Genomic DNA, 18,006 nt, shown 5'->3' with positions numbered 1-18,006 from the left:
AAAGAGTATTGCAGACGCAGGGTGGAATCAACTTGTGCAGTTCACCACTTACAAGGCTGAAAGTGCTGGTAAGCGTGTTGTTCTGGTTGATCCACGAAACACAAGTCAACAATGCTCAAGCTGTGATGAAATCGTAAAGAAAACATTGGCTGTACGGACACATCGTTGCCCTTCTTGTGGATTTGAATGTGACCGTGATGTAAATGCCGCCAAAAACATTCTCAAACGGGCAGTACAACAACTACAAAACGTGTCGTAAGACACGCTAGGCTAGGAACTAGCCTTCGTGGAGAGTGCGACAATAGTCGGCTCGATGAAGCGAGAAGCTCTCCAATTTATTGGAGAGAGGTTCACTTTCTTTCCGTTGTTCTACTTCAAAAGTGATTGGAATGGCTAAGTACCATTTTTTCTTTTTCTTATACAGTTTAGCCGCTCCTTGTTTTGCCGTTCCGTTAATGATTCGATTAAGCCATGCTTGTTGATATGGACGTGCTACAACGGGTACACCTATTATTTTCTCTAATGTTGGAAAAGCAACCGTGTAGAAATCTCCTTTCTTTTCTACTTTTAAGTTTTGATTATTAAAGCAACACCATAGTTTTCTAAACGTCTTTGCCTTCTGATTTTTCTTTTGGGACTTTACTTCTCGAATAGTCTGATTAACGATAGCAGAAGGAAACTTTTGTGACGAAAAGTCTTTAAATATCTTGCTCGTTGCTTTGTTTAATTCAGGATGATGCAATAGCCAATTAGCAAATTCTGTGTTCAATTCTGTCATTCGTTGGTACATTTCCTGTTTGACTTGAGTCGGTTTGTGTAGTTCTAGCCTTAGTGTGATCGTTGGCATCGATTCACCCCCTTTTCTTTTGAGATTCCACATAGCGTTTGATTGTTTCACTTGATACATTCCCTGCTGTACTAACGAAGAAAGAGCGTGTCCAAAGACTTGGCAGATGAGACAGGTGTTTAAATTCCTGTCTTAATCGTCTGGAAGTCACTCCTTTCACTCTTGCCATAATATCTGATGGAGAATCAGAGGGAAGACAATTCAAGAACAAATGGCAATGATCAGGCATCACTTCCATAGCAAGAATGATCCAATCATTCTCTTGGCAAATTTCTTCTACTAACTGCTTGAATCGCTCTTCCACTCTGTTCACTAACACTTTTCTTCGATAACGTGGGCAGAAAACAAAATGATAGTTAATTAAAGATACAGTTGTTTTCGTTCTTCGATATTCTTGTTCCATATTATGGATCGTACCAGTTTAATAGTCATACTGCAACAATTAAAGATAAAAAATTGTTGCTCTAAGCAATCCCATGAAGGGATTATCGAGCAACGCTGTCTTTCACCCCACGATTCAAACCGTGGGCTTTCAGACGGTATTTTCTGTAATAAATGAAAATGTGCTTGGATAAAAAAAGTACCTCTAATTATCGGGCGTTATCTTCTATGCGCCCAATTTTCACATTATGCATATAAAGCGAGATACTAATATAACCATTGCTCTTACTCCACATAGTATGGAATTAGATGCCATGTGAAAAGGGGGGAAGAGAATGGGTCTTTTTGGTAGGAAACGATGTGAAGATGAAGAACAGCGGGAAACACGTAAATCAGCCAAAGGACGGCGTGAACGACGTGAAGAACAGCGGGAAACACGTAAATCAGCGAAGGAACAGCGTGAACCACGCAAAGAACGACGCAGAGAACGACGGGAATCACGTGAATAACACGAAATTAATTTCATGTTTGTTTTTTTATTCTTCTCGTGAGCCTTTCTTGTGCGGGTGAAAACGAACGGGGGATATGAATGAAGAATCCCCCTATTCACCGTGCAGGAAGGACAACCTTTAAGAAATAAAGGATAACAAAATCTAACAGATGCTATTACTGAAAAATCATACGTTCCCTCATTTTTGTACGCTCAAAAGTGGGTTTTTACATAAAGTAATAGGATTGGACAGTAATAAAATCTAAAGTTCCTATGTAGAAATGAACGTCAAATCATATTCCATACAAAAACAATGGCCTGGACTTTTCTCGTGTTCTTTCCTCTTTCTCCTTTTGTACGTTTATAAACTAGGTACATGCCTTATCTCTATTATGCCTTTTTTAACATACAATGAGTATGGGACCCAGCAGTACAAAAGAAAAAGGAGGTGTTTTGTCGTGAAGAAGGGCAGTCCAAACCGGAGAAAAGAGCTGCATGTCATCAACCAGCGATTATTAGGAATTAAAAATACGCTGCGTAAAATAGAAGGTAACATAATCGAGACAAAAGATGACAGGGAAAAACTTGAAAATACGTTGTATAACATTGAAGCTCATATTATGGAGACAAAGGATAATAGAGAAAAACTTGAAAATATCCTGGTAGAACTAGCAGAGGTTAAAAAGTATCTAGCCAAAAGAAACAATAGACAACCAAGAAAGCGGCGCGATAAGAGCAACGCGGAAGTTCAAACTGCCCCGGAAACCGCCCCGAAGAGTAGCCAAACAGCAGACACAGAAAAAAGCAGCCTGGGAAATTTACTTGACAATGTAGACCTTGCCCAGATTATAAAACTTTTGCAAAACCCGGTGGTGCAATCGATGTTAAAAAACATTTTATAGAAACAACTCGGATCAAGGGAGCCAGTATGCATCGAACGAGTATCAGGCCATTTTGCGACAACATGGAATGCAAACGAGCATGAGCCGAAAAAGTATGAGATTGTTAGCGTAAGCTAGCCAACCGCAGGAACTGTTGAGGTTATTCCCGTTTCACACAGGTTGTATTAAGATACATCCATCGTGAACGGAGAGTAGGCCTCTTTTTTGTTGACTATGTTTTGACAATTTCCCACAATTCCTTGATATTTGTTCCGCATTTTTTATTTACAGTAAAAGATATTAAGAACCAATTACTGATCAACAGATATAAAAACGATTCTGAAGCTATAGAAACGATTAGGCAAAATGCAGTGGAGAAAGGAGTCATGCTATGGGCTATTATGATGATAGTTTTTCCAGTCAGCTTAAGAAAGAAAGAAGAGAAGGATCCTCGCTGGTTTTTATTGCTTTTGTTTCAGCGATTATGGGTGGTTTGCTTGTGTTAATGATGATGCCGACGCTGCTAAAATCAGGCTATCTCCCAGGTTGGAATGTGGCACCATCCAGTGCACCATCCGGCGGTGAGATAGCCAATTATTCTGTAAACGTTAATTCGGCTGTTGTCGATGCGGTTAAGAAAGTGGAAAATGCGGTCGTCGGTGTGATTAATATTCAAGAAACAACGAATATTTTTGGACAAGTTGCGCGTGGGGAAGCAGGAACCGGCTCAGGGATCGTATTTCGCAAGGCTGGAGATAAAGCATATGTTGTAACGAATAATCATGTAATCGAAGGAGCGCAGAAAGTTCAGGTATCTCTTGCGAATGGTAAGAAAAACATTGATGCTAAAGTTATAGGTACGGATCCGTGGACTGATCTGGCTGTCCTTGAAATTGATGGCTCGAAAGTTCAACAGGTTGCGGAATTCGGTCATTCATCTGCAGTTAAGGTGGGTGAACCGGCGATTGCCATTGGGAACCCTCTTGGTATGACATTCTCCCGCACAGTTACTCAGGGAATTATCAGTTCAACGGAAAGAACGATACCGGTTGACCTGGATGGAGATGGGGAGCAAGATTTTGAAACGAATGTTCTGCAAACGGATGCGGCGATCAATCCGGGAAATAGCGGTGGCCCACTCGTGAATATTTCCGGTCAGGTGATCGGGATCAATAGCTCTAAAATTGCGAAGACAGGAGTGGAAGGACTAGGCTTTGCCATTCCGATCGATGACGCGAGTAAAATTATTGATGATTTGATTGCGCACAAGTCTGTGCAGCGTCCGAAGTTGGGCATTACGCCGGTCGATTTGCAGGCTGTACCGACAGAGGCATGGCAAGACCCGCTGCAATTGCCTGCCGATGTGGAGAGCGGAGTTGTTGTGAAAGATGTAGAACAGTTCAGCCCTGCCGAGAAGGCGGGATTAAAGCAGTATGATGTCATTGTGCAGCTCGATGATCAAAAAATTGAGAATTCGGTACAATTACGCAAGTATTTATTCCAGAAGCGAGTTGGGGATACAGTGAAAGTAACGTTCTATCGCGACGGAAAGCTGCATAGCGTCAATATTGTACTTACAAAACGAAACATGCCGTAAAGAAACCACCGGAACCGGGGAGTCTATCCCCGGTTTTTTCTGTTCGTCGTATTTGCAATGTTTACGGAAAAAGAACGAGCGCTTACGTCTGCGAGTTTTTCTCATATGTTGCATATCATCCCCTTTTTTCGGTATGTTTAATCCATAAAAATTGTTTGTCACGGGGGTGAAACCATGCCATTTCGTATTTATTTGGTTGAGGATGAGGAGAATGTAAATCAATTGCTTGTTTCTTATTTGCGGAAAGAAGGATGGGATGTTGTTTCTTTTCTAACCGGGGAAGAAGCAAGGCAGGCCATCCATCATCGGCCCGACTTATGGATTTTGGACATTATGTTGCCGGATATTGACGGCTATCAGCTCATTCGGGAAATTAAAGCGGATTCCCCTGAGGTTCCGGTGATTTTTATTTCCGCCCGGGATGCAGAACTGGATCGAGTCATTGGGTTGGAGATGGGAAGCGATGACTATTTGGCTAAACCTTTTTTGCCGCGTGAGCTGGTCATTCGTACACGTAAATTATTGGAGCGTGTATACGGGAAAGCTTCTGTTTCCACCTGTGTAATTTCCCTGCCCCCGTATTCGATAGACGAGTCGAAAAGAATGGTTATGCATCATCAGCAGATCATCGAATTGACATCCAAAGAATTCGATTTTTTACTTTTGTTTGCGAAAAATCAGGGCCAAGCATTTTCACGGGAGCAGATTTTAAAGTATGTATGGGGAGAAGACTATTTTGGTACGGATCGAGTAGTGGATGACATTGTAAGGCGTATTCGCAAAAAAATGCCTGACTTGCGTATCGAGACAATATACGGATATGGGTATAGGGTTGTAAAGCAATGAAAAATAAATCCTTAGCCGTACAAATTTGGCTCGTCTTTACCGGTTTTATGGTAGCGTTGGCCTTGCTTGTCGTTTTGCTGGTTCCATTAACTGTTCGTCCTTTTTTAACCCAGGAGATTTATACGAGAATTGAGGATGCTCAAAATTTGCTTTGGATACATGACATGGAAAACATTCCGCCCGGGGCACGACAGAAGCTTGAAAATATTCGAGTAGTCAAGCATGTTTTTTTGTTAGGGGATAGAGTAGTCATCGTTTCTCCGACTGATCTTCCTTTGTCCTTTTTGCAGGAGGTAAAAAGGGAAGCGTTTGAGCAAGAGAGTGATTCGCAAAGGTATGTAGGAAACATAGCGGGTGAAAAGATTTTTTATGTAATTCGCAAGGGAGAAGTCGATGGACAGGATGTTTATCTTTTCTCTTATGTATGGGAAGAATATGAAAACCGGATCATTCAATCGCTTTTTCAACAGTTAATCGGAGTTTTAGGATTTGTGTTGGTAATAAGTTTTCCTTTTTCCTTTTGGCTAGCGAAATATTTATCACGCCCACTAATCAAGATTGAAAAACATGTAAAACGCATCGCAGATATGGATTGGTCGGAACCTTTGCTTTTGGATAGAAAGGACGAAATCGGAAAGTTAGCGCAATCGGTTGAGAGAATGCGGAAAAAACTTATTCAGCAAGATGAAGCCCAGCGCTCTTTCCTGCAGCATGTTTCCCATGAATTGAAAACGCCGGTTATGGTCATTCGCAGTTATATACAAGCCGTGCAGGACGGAATTTATCCAAAAGGAGATTTGCACGGTACAATGAATGTGATTGAAGGAGAAGCGGAGCGTCTAGAAAAGCAAATAAAAAATTTGCTGTATTTAACAAAACTTGATTATTTATCTGATCAGGAGCAGGTTTTTCAGCCTGTCGATATGGCAGAGTTGGTTCATGAAGTGGTAAATCGTTTGCGTTTTCAGCGTGTGGAACTTGAATGGAAGATGCAGTTGATCCCCGTGGTGGTGCAAGGAAACCGGGAGCAGTTGCAAGTGGCGCTAGAGAACATTTTGGACAATCAAATTCGTTATGCGTCGAAACAAATTATAATTTCAGCGCAAAAAGAAAAAAAGCAGGAACAGACATATATAACCTTGCGAATCTGGAATGATGGAGAGAAGATTTCCCAAGATGCTCTGGAAGCCATTTTTCATCCTTTTTATAAAGGAAAGAAAGGACAATTTGGGCTTGGTTTGGCGATTGTCAGGCGCATCGCCGATCTTCATCAGGCGAAAGTCTGGGCGAGGAATGAAGAGGGGGGTGTAGCTTTTTATTTACAAATTTGTTCGGCTTAACATCTCCATACCTTCACGACAAGAGCGAAAAAGCGGTTGCGATGTTTTGGCGGCCGCTTTTTCGCTTTTGCCTGGTTTGGTACAGAATAGAAAGATAAAAAGGCGCGAAGGAAGGAAAGGTGTATTTTTCACTGCATGTTTTTATGTGGTGAGTATGGATAGTCCTGTTTCTTTCTTAATATGTGGAGCTATAGCGCGCATGTAAATATAGGATTTGGAATGTCCATATACAACGGATTTTCACCCCGTTTTTGAAAGCAGCTGAATAAATTAGCCTTTGCCGGAAGAGTGTCGCTGTGCAGCAGATCATCAATTAATGATTGTAGCTGCGGTGAAGCAGTGGTTATTTTCATCGACTGTAAGAATTCCCGCACCGTTTGCCAGAATAAATACTCATCTTGATGACTATAGCGGGCGAGCGTATGAACAAGGTGCCCCAGATGATTAACGAAAAAGTAATACTTTAGACGGAACCATGCTTGTTCGTTGCTATATAAAACGGGACTAGCAGCAGAAATAATCGTATCAACCCAATTTTGCTTTTTCGCTTGTTCGCGGTCTACGCTAATCCCTTCTAAATCACGAACGTAAAATTTGGATGGAAAACCATCTTTTAGCCGAAGCATGGAATTTTGCACGTGCGCCTCAAGGCTGATCCCTGTTTCAGCGAATAGCTGTAAAATCGGCTGCAAAGAAATAGATAAATATTGTTTTAGCCATTCAAACAAGTTAGGTAACTCGCGCTTCTCATTCTGTCTACGAATCGCATAGAATAAGGCCGGTTCTTTTTCTTTAGGAGGTACCTCGAATAAAGAAGCAATGACATAAGGTGTATTTTCTTCCTGGCACTCTGCGGGTGCTTCGCGCAGAATAGCGGAGAAGCTTGCCATAATTTGCTCGTTTTCCGCATGGGTTGCATACGGAATTGATACCGTCCGAAATCCGTTTTCCAATAAGATGGTGAAATTCTCAGAATTATAACGGTCTTTCACACAATGCACGACCTTGGCCGCATCCAGTGTCCGGTATAATTGTTCGCGGGTATTTTCTCTAATAAAATTTGTCACGCGTATATGTAGAGATAGCTTGTAGAAGCATTGATGCTCTGGCGACCAGACCGTACGAACGGAGGAAGTAGGATATACGTTCTTACCTAATGGACCAAGATCGATCAGTTGTTTTTCTTCTATTAATTTTTTAACCAGCGGCTGCGTGAGAAGATACATAGCTTGCCATGGATGGCATGGAAGCAATACATACGATTCATATTCGGTGTTTAGCTGTTGACGGGCTTGCGTTGCGATTGCTTCTGGAATAAAAGGGTCTGTTTCTTCTTCTTGCTTATTGACCCATCCTTCTATAATGAGTTCGGGAGAAAGGGCAAAATAGTGCAGGGGAAAAGCGGCGCCCATTTCAGGCGCGTATTTCCGCAAGTCTTCTGCTGTAAAGCCTTCTGAACTTTTGGGTGTAGGATGAAACGGATGCCCGTAGTAGAGCGATTGTTCCGAGTATCGAAAATCGAAGCGGGCCGTGGCAAGCCCTTCTCTTGTTGTTGTCTGCTGACTGTATATACGCATATTTTTTAAGCTGTTTTTAATCATACGTATCAATTCTTCCTGTTTCTGTTGCCGCAACGTCTTATCGGGTTCTGAAATAGAGACTTCTTGCATAATGAAAAGAACAATTTGTTCAAAGGACAGGGTCTTTTTTCCTGTCTCTGTTTCTTGAAAGAACGTATCTCCATATGCATGATGGCCGCCAGCGGACCAATAGGTAAGTGTCCCGAGAATTGTATTTTTTGTGTGTGGCAAAAAAATTTTCATGGCGGTTTCCGTGTGAACCGGAAGAGAGAGAGTTTGCACCGCTTGCTGATCCCTTGGATCATGATTGCCTGTTTCGCGAAGATACGCGTTCAAAATTCGCTTGAGCATTTCTTTTTCCGTCAGTTTCATCATCGTTTCCTCTTCTTTGTTTACATGTCCGGCAATCGCAGTCATACTTATGCTCCTTTCTTTGAATCATTAAAAGCGTTTTAGAGTTTGTGATGGACATTAAGATTCCGGTTGCTTGAAAGTAGAGAAGAATACCAGATAATCATAGAAGTGAATGCCAATACGATTCCCATGACAAGAAAGACAAACGGGAAGCCGATGTGGCTACCCAGGAACGATCCGAGGAAGGGACCGGTGATTTGGCCGATCATGAGAAGGCTGTTGGTTGCGCCGATTCGTACGCCCTGATTGTCCATATCAGATGTTCGCAGCACATATAACATGACAGATTGCAGGAGTGCACTGTAAGAAAAGCCTTGCAGAAAGCGGACAATAAGAAGCCATTGCAAACTCAAAGTGTACGTCTGAATAAGCATGCAAACAGAGCAAAAAAAGGCAGCCCAGATGAAAGTATACTCAATACGTTGACAATCATTTTTCTTTCCCCACCATGGTGCGCCAACCAGTTCCCCGAATGAAGTCATAGCTAGAAGAATTCCCGCCCAGATAGCTGTTGCTGATGATTGGATCATTTGTTCTACATAAGGAGTAAAAATCGCAAAGGTAGCGAAATCAGCCACTTTTACTAGAATTCCGGCCAGAATGAATGCTCGCACGGCACGGTGTTGATAGAGGGAAGCAAAAGTTTTCCATATACTATTGTGTATGGATTCTGCTTTCGTCTGGGATCGGGTTTCGGTAAGGAAGATAGCCGCTATGATTGCACAGCAACCCGTTAAGAGACCCATTAGCAAAAGCAATGGACGACAGCCCCAAAATTCCACAAGTATGCCTCCGAGAAATGGGCCTAGTAGAAGGCCAAGCGCTGAGGCATTTTCCATTTTTCCCAACGTATATCCTTGGCGATTTTTTGGAGTTTCAGCGCCGATGAAAGCGCTGCTTGCGTCAGAAATTCCACCGAAGGCTCCTTGACACAAACGAAACAGAAAGAATTGGAAGGGAGTTTGTGCAATCCCCATGAAGAACATGCTTAATGCTAAGCCGGACAGGGCGCGAACCACCATCCATTTCCGGCTCCATCTGTCGCTTACTTTGCCCCACAGGGGTGTCATGATGGCGTAAGATAGGGCAGGGGCAGCGAGAGCCAAACCGCTCCAAAGCAGCCTATTTTCTGTATCACCATCACTGAGTGATTCCATAAAAAAGGGGATAAATGGACTAATTCCGGTTAAGCCTGTACTAACCAGAAAACGTCCGCTCCATAGAATTCGAACATTGGTTTTCCATAAGGCAGAATCCATTTACCTTTCATCACACCCCTCCATAAAAGAAAATGACAATCATTATCAATTAATGTGTACATATTAACAGTATTGATAATCATTGTCAATCAGAAATAAGGCACATTACAAATAATTTAAAATTTTTTCTAATCATTGACATGAGAATGATTATCAATAATAATACTCAATAAGTGATATAGATTATCATTATCACTTTTCTTAAAACCATATCTCTTTCCTGGAGGGGAGATGCTCGTAATGCAAAAGTATACTTCTCAATTGGTAAGTACATCTATACGTGTTGCGGACTCTATTATGGATTGCGTGGGAAACACGCCGCTGGTAAGATTAAGGTCGCTTTTTCCTGATTCAGGTGTTTCTTTATATGCCAAGCTGGAGCTGATGAATCCAGGGGGAAGCATGAAAGATCGGCCGGCCCGCTATATTATTGAACAAGGATTATGTGATGGCACCATCAACCAGCATACCCATCTTATTGAGAGCACATCGGGAAATTTGGGCATTGGGCTTGCCATTGCAGCGAAGCGGTACGGTTTGAAGTTTACCTGCGTCGTTGATCCGAAAATAACAAAAACAAATCTTCGGATTCTTACTTATTTGGGCGCAAACATTGACATGGTTCAAGAACCTGATGAGCAGGGAGGATACTTGCAAACGAGGATTCGGCGGGTTAGAGAACTTGTACAGACCATACCGAACGCGTATTGGATCAATCAATATGCGAATCCTTTGAATTGGCAGGCACATTATCATGGAGCAGGCAGTGAGATTGTAAAACAAATAGATGGTCCGATTGATTATCTGGTCTGCGCAGTAAGCACCACGGGAAGTATACTTGGAATTTCACGCAGGGTTCGCGAGGCTTTTCCACAAGTCAAAGTAGTAGCTGTAGATGCGGTCGGTTCGGTGATCTTTGGCACACCGTCTTTGCCGCGTGAGCTTCCAGGAATTGGCGCAAGTCGCGTGCCGGAGCTATTTTCCCCGGATGAAATTGATCAGGTCATTCATGTAGATGACCGTGAATCTGTCACTGGCTGCCTGGCTCTTTTAGAGCGAGAAGGGATTCTTGCCGGCGGATCATCCGGTTCAATTGTAGCCGCATTAGGAAAGCTATTGCCTACGCTGCCGCCCTCGACAAGAGTTGTTACCGTATTTCCTGACCGCGGCGAACGTTATTTGGACAGCGTGTATAACGAAGAATGGGTACAAAAGCTTCTAAGGCTGCAGATGTCCATCTAATCTTTTATAAGTATTTATAAGTAAATTAATTTGAAAAAAGGGGATTTTTCCATGAATCAACAGCAACCTATTTTATATTTAAGCAAGCAAGATATTATAGCACTGGGTGGGAATACATCCCATCCTTATGTACGCGCGGTGAGGCGTGCGCTTGAATTGCATGCGCAGAAAGATTTTGTTCAGCCTCTTAAACCTTATTTGCGTGCAGATGAAAAAAACGGCCACATTGCGGATCGAATTATTGCGATGCCTGCCTATGTGGGCGGAGATGTTTCTATGAGCGGATTAAAGTGGATCGGGAGTAAGCATGATAATCCCAGCAGGCGAGGGATCGAACGGGCAAGCGGTTTAATTATTCTCAATGATCCGGAAAGCAATTATCCGATTGCCATATTGGAGGCAAGCTTAATTAGCGGGATGCGCACGGCGGCTGTTACTGTGATCGGAGCTCAGCATTTGGCCAAACCGGAATTTACAAAGGTTTCGAGCATTGGTTGCGGTGTAATCGCTAGAATGCAACTTACTTCTCTGTTAGAGCAGTTTGCCGCGATTCGGAATGTATATCTCTTCGATGTAAATGATCAAGCCGCGAACCGGCTTGCGGCTGAATTGCGGGAAACGTTTCCGCATGTGACGGTACAGGTAGCAGAAATGGCAGAAAACGCTGTTCGGCAAGCGGAAGTGCTAGTGACCGCGACGGTTGCAGCGGAGCCATACATTCCGTTCGAGTGGCTTAATAAAGGCACCTTTGTAAGCAATATTTCGATTATGGATTTGCATAAAGAGGTATTCTTGCGCGCGGATAAAGTAGTGGTCGACGATTGGGATCAAGCGAATCGCGAGAAAAAGGTAATTCATCAACTTGTGCTTGAAGGGCGCTTTTCGCGTGAACAGTTGCACGCAGAGCTTGGCGAAATTTTGATTGGGAAAAAGCCGGGACGTGAAGCGGAAGATGAGATTATCATTCTGAATCCTATGGGAATGGCTGTTGAGGACATTGCCAGCGCGGCGGAAATTTACAGGAAAGCGATAGCTAACGATGTCGGAACGAAACTACATTTATAGAACAGGCATAGCTATAAGGAGAACGCGATGAATCATATTATCGATTACATCAAATCCAGGAAAAAAGAACAGCATACCCCTTTTTGCGCCTATATTTATGATCTTTCCGCTTTGCGGGAGCATGTTGCAAAATGCGTTGAAACGTTACCCACAACGTGCCGGCTTTTCTATGCGATTAAGGCGAATTCAGAAGCGGAAATTCTTAAAGCGCTGGCGCCGATTGTCCATGGTTTTGAAGTGGCGTCTCTCGGTGAAATAAAGAAAGTTCGTGCCATTGATGAGAATGTTCCAATTATTTTTGGAGGCCCGGGTAAGACAGACGAGGAGATCGCCGGAGCGATTGAGCATCGGGTAAGCCTTATTCATGTGGAAAGTCTGCATGAACTAAAGAGAGTAAACTACTTGGCAGAAAAATACGGAGCGGTGATTCCTGTTTTATTACGCGTGAATTTGCGCGGCCCTCTACCGAATGCAACGTTAGCAATGGGGGGGCGCCCCACCCAATTTGGAATTGATGAAGCAATGGTTCCGGAGGCGATTTCTTTAGCAAAGCAATTAGATCATATTACCGTTGAAGGATTTCATTTTCATTCGCTATCGAACAATTTGGATGCTGCCCAACATGTACAACTGGTGACCTACTATTGTCAGCTCGTATCTGCGTGGGCAAAGCAATTTGGACAATCTATTCGTTATTTGAACGTCGGCGGCGGAATTGGCGTAAATTATGCTGATTTGCACCGGCAATTCGCATGGGAGCATTTTGTCGAAGAGCTTTCTCCCGTGCTTGAACAGTATTCCTTGCCGGAGATGACAGTATTGTTCGAGTGTGGCCGTTATCTGACCGCTTCTGCCGGTTACTATGCGACAGAAGTGCTTGATATTAAGAAGAATCATGGAAAGAATTACGCGATCGTGCGTGGCGGAACTCATCATTTCCGGCTACCGGTTTCGTGGCAGCATAGTCATCCTTTTGAAGTTATACCTATTGATATCTGGAACTATCCTTTTGAGCGGTATGGATTACAGCAAAGTGATATTACAATTGTCGGTCAGCTATGTACGCCGAAAGATGTGATGGCGAAAGATGTGAAAATAGAACAAGTGAGAATTGGAGATGTCGTTTTGTTTAAATATACGGGTGCTTACGGTTGGGCCATTTCCCATCATGATTTTCTGAGCCACCCTCATCCGGAGCATATTTATTTGTATGAAGGAGGAAGGAGCGATCGTGGATGATATTTTATCATCGTTGCGGTTAATTGATATAAAGAAAATTTGCCTGCATGAGGAGCATGAACATACCCGTCTTGCTCAAACATGTGCCGCTATTTCCACAGATGGCGTACTCCGACATCCACCGCTGGCCATGCAAATGTCAGATGGGCGCTACTTGATCTTGGACGGCGCGCATCGCACAAATGCGTTGCAAAATCTCGGCTGCAAGCGGATCGCCGTACAGATTATAGAGCGTGAGGAAATTCAAATTGGGTCGTGGGATCACGTCATTCCTATGGGAGAATGGCTAGAACAGTTGAAAAACCATCCTTCTATCCGCTGGCAAACGGAACGGGTAAAAAGCGCTCCTATTGTTCAGGTTGTGACAGATACAAACAAATATTATGTGTATGAGGGCGCAGCGGAATCGAGTCCATTGACGAGGCTGGCGATTTGGCACCTTATTGTAAACGCATATAGAAAAGATTATAGCATCAAACGTATTATATCCGGTCATGAGTACCATGTAGAAAAGGGAATGGTACGGCTTTGTTATCCCGCTTACACTCTGCAAGAGATTGAAAGCATTGTTCTTTCTGGAGCCGTCATGCCGGCGGGAGTTACCCGCGTCGTCGTGAATGGCAGGTTATTGAATCTAAATATTCCGCTTTCTTATTTGATGGCTGGTTCATTGAATCAAGCGGAGTGGGAGCAAAAGAAAGAACAGTGGGCGCGCGCGTTGCGATTGTATGCGGAAGCCGTTTATCTTTGCGAAGTATAAGACAGGATTATGGCGCAATATTCACTTGAGGTGAAAAGAATGAATGATATCCTGCTTTCCTTTTTAGATTCAGAACCATTTGTTATGGTAAGACGAAGAATTTTTCGGCAATTAATACAATCCCTGATTTATGAAGGGATGATTCACCCGGAACAACGGTCAGGGAAAGGGGGAGATGTACTGATACTGCCCGGTCGTGACAGGGAGGACAATAGAGTAGAGTATCATTTTCGTGCTACCCGTACATTTAGTTTTGAGCGGATTTGTTTATCATCTGATCCGGTAAAACGGGTCATACATGGAGAAGAAAAAGAGGCAGAGTCTTTGACTACTTTTTTATATGAGATTGCTCCGTTTATTCATGCGTCAGAAGCCAAGCTTTCTTTATTTATAGATGAAATTAATCAAACCTTGCTTAAGGATACGATAGCGCAATGCTATAAACGGGAACAGCCAGCTGAACAAGTGGTAGATTACGATGAGCTGGAAGGAGATATTATGGATGGGCATCTATATCATCCGTGCTATAAATCCAGGATTGGCTTTACATTGAAGGATCATACAGAATTTGGACCGGAGTTTAAACCGCGTCTAACACTCGTATGGGTAGCCATCCAGCGAGAGGAAGCGAGGCTTTCTGTTTCTCATACGTTGGATTATGCTTCTTTTATCCAGCAGGAATTAGGTGCGGATTATGAAAAGTTTATGAAAGTGATTCAAGGCCATGGAAAAAGGCCGGAAGATTATGTGATTGTACCTGTTCACCCATGGCAGTGGAGACACGTAATTATGCACGAATTTTTCGAGCAAATTCAGAGTAAACGGATGATCTGCTTAGGGGAAGGAACGGACGAATATTGCCCGCAACAGTCTATCCGTACATTAGCGAATGCTTCTTCGCGTACCAAGTCATATGTGAAGCTACCGTTAAGCATTACGAATACTTCGACCAGTCGTATCCTGGGTCAGCATACGATTATCAATGCCGCGAGGATTTCTGATTGGTTAGGGAAGATTATGGAAAGTGATTCGTATTTGCGTGAGGAATTGCGACTGGTTTTGCTCAAAGAAGTGATGGGCGTTTCTTATCATCATCAAGGGCTTGTCGATGTCATGGAGCAAAAGGTTTATGGCGTCCTGGGGGCGATCTGGCGCGAAAGTTTATATAAATACTTGGAGCCAGGTGAAACTGCAATTCCATTCAACGCTCTCTGCCATTTGAATGCGGACAAGCGGCCGTTCATCGACTCCTGGATTCAACAGGCAGGGCTTCGTAAGTGGCTAAAGCGGATGTTTGAGATATCGGTTTTACCTCTTATTCATCTCTTATATGCACATGGTGTAGCGATGGAATCACATGCTCAAAATATGATTTTAATTATGCGGGAGGGTATACCTGAGAGAATTGCGCTCAAAGATTTTCATGATGGCATTCGCTACTCGCCTGCTGTTATGTCTACATCAATTGGTTATCCACAAATCGAGTATCCATCTGCAAACCATCCGCGAATCAATCGTAATTCTTTTATCGAGAAAGAGGATCCGTCAGAAATTAAAGATTTTCTGCATGATGCCTTCTTTTTCATTAATTTGTCTGAGTTTGCTTTGTTTTTAAAAAAGCACTATCGTTTATCGGAACAAGATTTTTGGGAGATGGTAGCTGACGTCATCGCGGGGTATCAACAGCGTTTTTCACATTTGCGAGAACGATTTTACCTGTTTGATTTGTTTACGAAAACGATTGAAGTAGAACAGTTGACGAAACGTCGTCTATTTGACGATACAGGGGTTCGAGTACATGCCGTAAAAAATCCTCTTTATATGTTTCAAACAAAGCTAACAGAAATTCGTAAGGAGGTGAAAGCATGATCGAGACAAAGAATGAAACATTTGATGTAGATGTTTTGCTGGAAGAGCAGGCGCTTGTGGTGCAAGAGGCGCTCTCATCACCGCAATATGTAAATGTGCGCCGGCGAATTTTTCGCCAGTTAGTAGAATCCTTATTCTTTGAAGGGATTATCCAGCCCGAGGTTGTAGAAGATACAAAAGAGCAGATTTATTATTTGAGAGGGATAAGTCAAACAGGGGAACCGACTGTTTATTTGTGCCGTGGAAAGCAACATTCTACTTTTGGCCGTATACGCTTGAGCAATCAACCGATTCTTCGTCAGGCGCATGGAGAAGAGAGAGAAGCCGAATCAATTACCCAGTTTCTTCTTGAGGTTTCTGGACAAATCGGCGCCGATGAAACGAGGCTTGCAAATTTTATTCATGAGCTGGAACAAACATTGTTAAAGGATACGTTAGCGCAATACTATCGTTCTCAGGCTCAGGTTATGCTTCGGGAACGTTCTTATGATGAGCTGGAAGGAAACATAATGGATGGCCATCCGTATCATCCAAGTTATAAATCAAGGATTGGATTTAATTATGTTGACAACTACATGTATGGCCCTGAATTTCAAAAGCCGTTTCGCCCTCTTTGGCTAGCTGTACGAAGAGGGAAGGCTCGGTTCTCCATCGCCAAGCATCTGCAATATAAGCGTTTTTTAGATGATGAGCTTGGGGAGGAACAAGTTTATGCTTTTACTGAAAAGGTAAAGGCAACCGGCAATGATCCGAGAGAGTATTTATTTTTGCCTGTTCATCCGTGGCAGTGGAAAACCATCATTGTGTCCGTTTTTCTTGAAGATATACGACGAAATGATATTCTTCTTCTCGGATGCTCGAAAGAGGAATATATTCCGCAGCAGTCCATTCGTACTTTAGCCAATTGTACTTCACGGCAGAAGGCATATCTTAAACTTTCATTAAGTATTATCAATACGTCGACAAGTCGTGTTCTTGCTCCGCATACAGTAGAGAACGCTCCTGTTATTTCTGATTGGCTAAAGCATATCGTAAAGAATGATCCCTTTTTACAAGATGAATTGCGTCTTGTGCTGCTTGGCGAAGTAATGGGTATCTCCTATGATCCGGTGCCGCTCGCGGATTATCTCCAGGAGAAAACGTACGGGGTTCTCAGTTGTATTTGGCGCGAAAGTTTACAGAACTTTATGGATAGTGATGAAGAAGCGATTCCGTTTAACGCGTTGTGTTCTGTTGATCTGGACAATCGGCCATTCATTTCTTCATGGATAGACAGATACGGAGCAGAGCAATGGTTAACGCGATTGCTTACTACAAGCATTCTGCCAATTATTCATTTTCTTTATGTTCATGGGATTGCTCTTGAGTCTCATGCACAAAACATGGTGCTCTTACACAAACAGGGAATGCCGACTCGCGTGGTTCTGAAAGACTTTCATGACGGTATTCGTTTTTCGAGGACGCATGTAGTCGATGCAAAAACGTGCCCGGCTTTATTGCATCCCCCTGAATATCATGCCAGAGTGAACCGGAACTCTTTCATTGAGACGGACGATCCGGAGACTGTGCGTGATTTTGTTCATGATGCCTTTTTCTTCATTAATATAGGTGAACTTGCTTTGTTTATGGAGGAGTATTTTGCATTCAATGAAACGAAATTCTGGTTGCTTGTGCGCGGAATCATTAAAACATATCAACGACGTTTTTTGGAGCATAAAGAACGTTTTTCCCTCTTTAATTTTTTTGCCCCAACGATTGGAGTCGAGCAGTTAACTAAGAGAAGGCTCTTTCCTGATACGGAATTGCGCATTCAGCAGGCCAGGAACCCTTTGTACCGTAAAGATGTTGATTAATCAGGATTTAGGATTGCGGACGGGAATCCTCTGCCTCTTTAGAGAAGAGATGAGAGTCCGCTTTGCCCGAATCCCCCTTGCGGGGATTACAAGGGCAAATTTTTTGTTATTTTCACTGACTATATGTAATTGAAAACGCTCAATATAATACATGTTAAACAGCTTTTTGTGCTATACTATATGTATGAAAAAATCTACCATAAAACATGCTCGAACCTGTGTCTACAATGTTAATTATCACATCGTTTGGTCTGTAAAATACCGAAGAAAAGTACTCACTTCCGAGATAGAAGGCTACTTGAAAGACCTTTTTCAAGAAATCGCACAGGAAAAAGAGTTTGAA

The 18,006-nt window shown here is 42.9% G+C and carries 16 protein-coding genes and 1 pseudogene; 13 read left to right on the top strand and 4 right to left on the bottom strand.

From position 1 onward, the window contains the following. Positions 1-259, top strand: a 259-nt coding sequence (locus BLR88_RS17260) for an RNA-guided endonuclease InsQ/TnpB family protein (protein WP_139184919.1), incomplete at its 5' end; no start/stop codon positions are given. A 90-nt stretch (positions 260-349) separates the two neighbouring features. Here the strand turns inward: BLR88_RS17260 and BLR88_RS17255 are convergent. Then, positions 350-847 (bottom strand): annotated as a pseudogene (locus BLR88_RS17255) (RNA-guided endonuclease TnpB family protein); the annotation flags it as partial. Positions 848-851: 4 nt separating this feature from the next. Beyond that, positions 852-1,250, bottom strand: a complete 399-nt coding sequence (tnpA, locus tag BLR88_RS17250; protein ID WP_082705854.1) for an IS200/IS605 family transposase — start codon at positions 1,248-1,250, stop codon at positions 852-854. A gap of 313 nt (positions 1,251-1,563) precedes the next feature. Between tnpA and BLR88_RS19750 the strand changes: the two genes are divergently transcribed. The 5 genes from BLR88_RS19750 (at position 1,564) to BLR88_RS17230 (ending at position 6,382) form a co-directional block, all read left to right on the top strand. Further along, entirely contained in the window at positions 1,564-1,737 is a 174-nt protein-coding gene (locus tag BLR88_RS19750; protein ID WP_156423990.1) for a hypothetical protein, read from the top strand. A 439-nt stretch (positions 1,738-2,176) separates the two neighbouring features. Further along, a complete protein-coding gene (locus tag BLR88_RS17245; protein ID WP_057897582.1) occupies positions 2,177-2,620 on the top strand; it encodes a hypothetical protein in 444 nt (147 codons plus the stop codon). A 370-nt stretch (positions 2,621-2,990) separates the two neighbouring features. Next, entirely contained in the window at positions 2,991-4,196 is a 1,206-nt protein-coding gene (locus tag BLR88_RS17240; RefSeq protein ID WP_057897583.1) for a S1C family serine protease, read from the top strand. A 174-nt stretch (positions 4,197-4,370) separates the two neighbouring features. Beyond that, the gene (locus BLR88_RS17235; RefSeq protein ID WP_057897584.1) at positions 4,371-5,042 is read left to right on the top strand and encodes a response regulator transcription factor; all 672 of its coding nucleotides are present in this window, start codon (positions 4,371-4,373) and stop codon (positions 5,040-5,042) included. Then, positions 5,039-6,382, top strand: coding sequence for a sensor histidine kinase (locus tag BLR88_RS17230; RefSeq protein WP_057897585.1), 1,344 nt, complete (start codon positions 5,039-5,041; stop codon positions 6,380-6,382). The genes BLR88_RS17235 and BLR88_RS17230 overlap by 4 nt, the downstream gene beginning before the upstream one ends. Positions 6,383-6,570: 188 nt before the next feature. Here the strand turns inward: BLR88_RS17230 and BLR88_RS17225 are convergent, their stop codons facing one another. After that, positions 6,571-8,379 carry an IucA/IucC family protein gene (locus BLR88_RS17225; RefSeq protein WP_057897586.1) on the bottom strand — a complete coding sequence of 603 codons (1,809 nt, stop codon included), beginning with the start codon at positions 8,377-8,379 and terminating at the stop codon, positions 6,571-6,573. A 35-nt stretch (positions 8,380-8,414) separates the two neighbouring features. Next, positions 8,415-9,635 (bottom strand): MFS transporter, encoded by a 1,221-nt coding sequence (locus BLR88_RS17220; RefSeq protein ID WP_091261394.1) that lies wholly within the window; start codon positions 9,633-9,635, stop codon positions 8,415-8,417. A 240-nt stretch (positions 9,636-9,875) separates the two neighbouring features. On the opposite strand from BLR88_RS17220, the gene sbnA reads away from it, so the two are divergent. From sbnA to BLR88_RS17185, 7 genes are all read left to right on the top strand, one after another. Next, positions 9,876-10,877: a 2,3-diaminopropionate biosynthesis protein SbnA gene (gene sbnA, locus BLR88_RS17215; protein WP_091261392.1), complete on the top strand. Its 1,002-nt coding sequence runs from the start codon at positions 9,876-9,878 to the stop codon at positions 10,875-10,877. Positions 10,878-10,928: 51 nt separating this feature from the next. Continuing rightward, entirely contained in the window at positions 10,929-11,942 is a 1,014-nt protein-coding gene (gene sbnB, locus BLR88_RS17210; RefSeq protein ID WP_091261390.1) for a 2,3-diaminopropionate biosynthesis protein SbnB, read from the top strand. Between the two features lie 27 nt (positions 11,943-11,969). Further along, positions 11,970-13,181 (top strand): type III PLP-dependent enzyme, encoded by a 1,212-nt coding sequence (locus BLR88_RS17205; protein ID WP_057897590.1) that lies wholly within the window; start codon positions 11,970-11,972, stop codon positions 13,179-13,181. Next, the gene (locus BLR88_RS17200) at positions 13,174-13,941 is read left to right on the top strand and encodes a ParB N-terminal domain-containing protein (protein WP_057897591.1); all 768 of its coding nucleotides are present in this window, start codon (positions 13,174-13,176) and stop codon (positions 13,939-13,941) included. Before BLR88_RS17205 ends, BLR88_RS17200 begins: the two co-directional genes overlap by 8 nt. Before the next feature lie 9 nt (positions 13,942-13,950). Continuing rightward, the gene (locus BLR88_RS17195; protein WP_254778363.1) at positions 13,951-15,810 is read left to right on the top strand and encodes an IucA/IucC family protein; all 1,860 of its coding nucleotides are present in this window, start codon (positions 13,951-13,953) and stop codon (positions 15,808-15,810) included. Continuing rightward, positions 15,807-17,663, top strand: coding sequence for an IucA/IucC family protein (locus tag BLR88_RS17190; protein WP_091261386.1), 1,857 nt, complete (start codon positions 15,807-15,809; stop codon positions 17,661-17,663). Before BLR88_RS17195 ends, BLR88_RS17190 begins: the two co-directional genes overlap by 4 nt. 151 nt (positions 17,664-17,814) lie before the next feature. After that, on the top strand, positions 17,815-18,006 hold a 192-nt coding region (locus BLR88_RS17185), incomplete at its 3' end, for a transposase (RefSeq protein WP_217639404.1).

The sequence above is a fragment of the Aneurinibacillus thermoaerophilus genome, from assembly GCF_900099925.1.
GTDB lineage: Bacteria > Bacillota > Bacilli > Aneurinibacillales > Aneurinibacillaceae > Aneurinibacillus > Aneurinibacillus thermoaerophilus.
The sequence above is the reverse complement of the archived record's forward strand: the minus strand, read 5'-3'. Positions and strand labels throughout refer to the sequence as shown.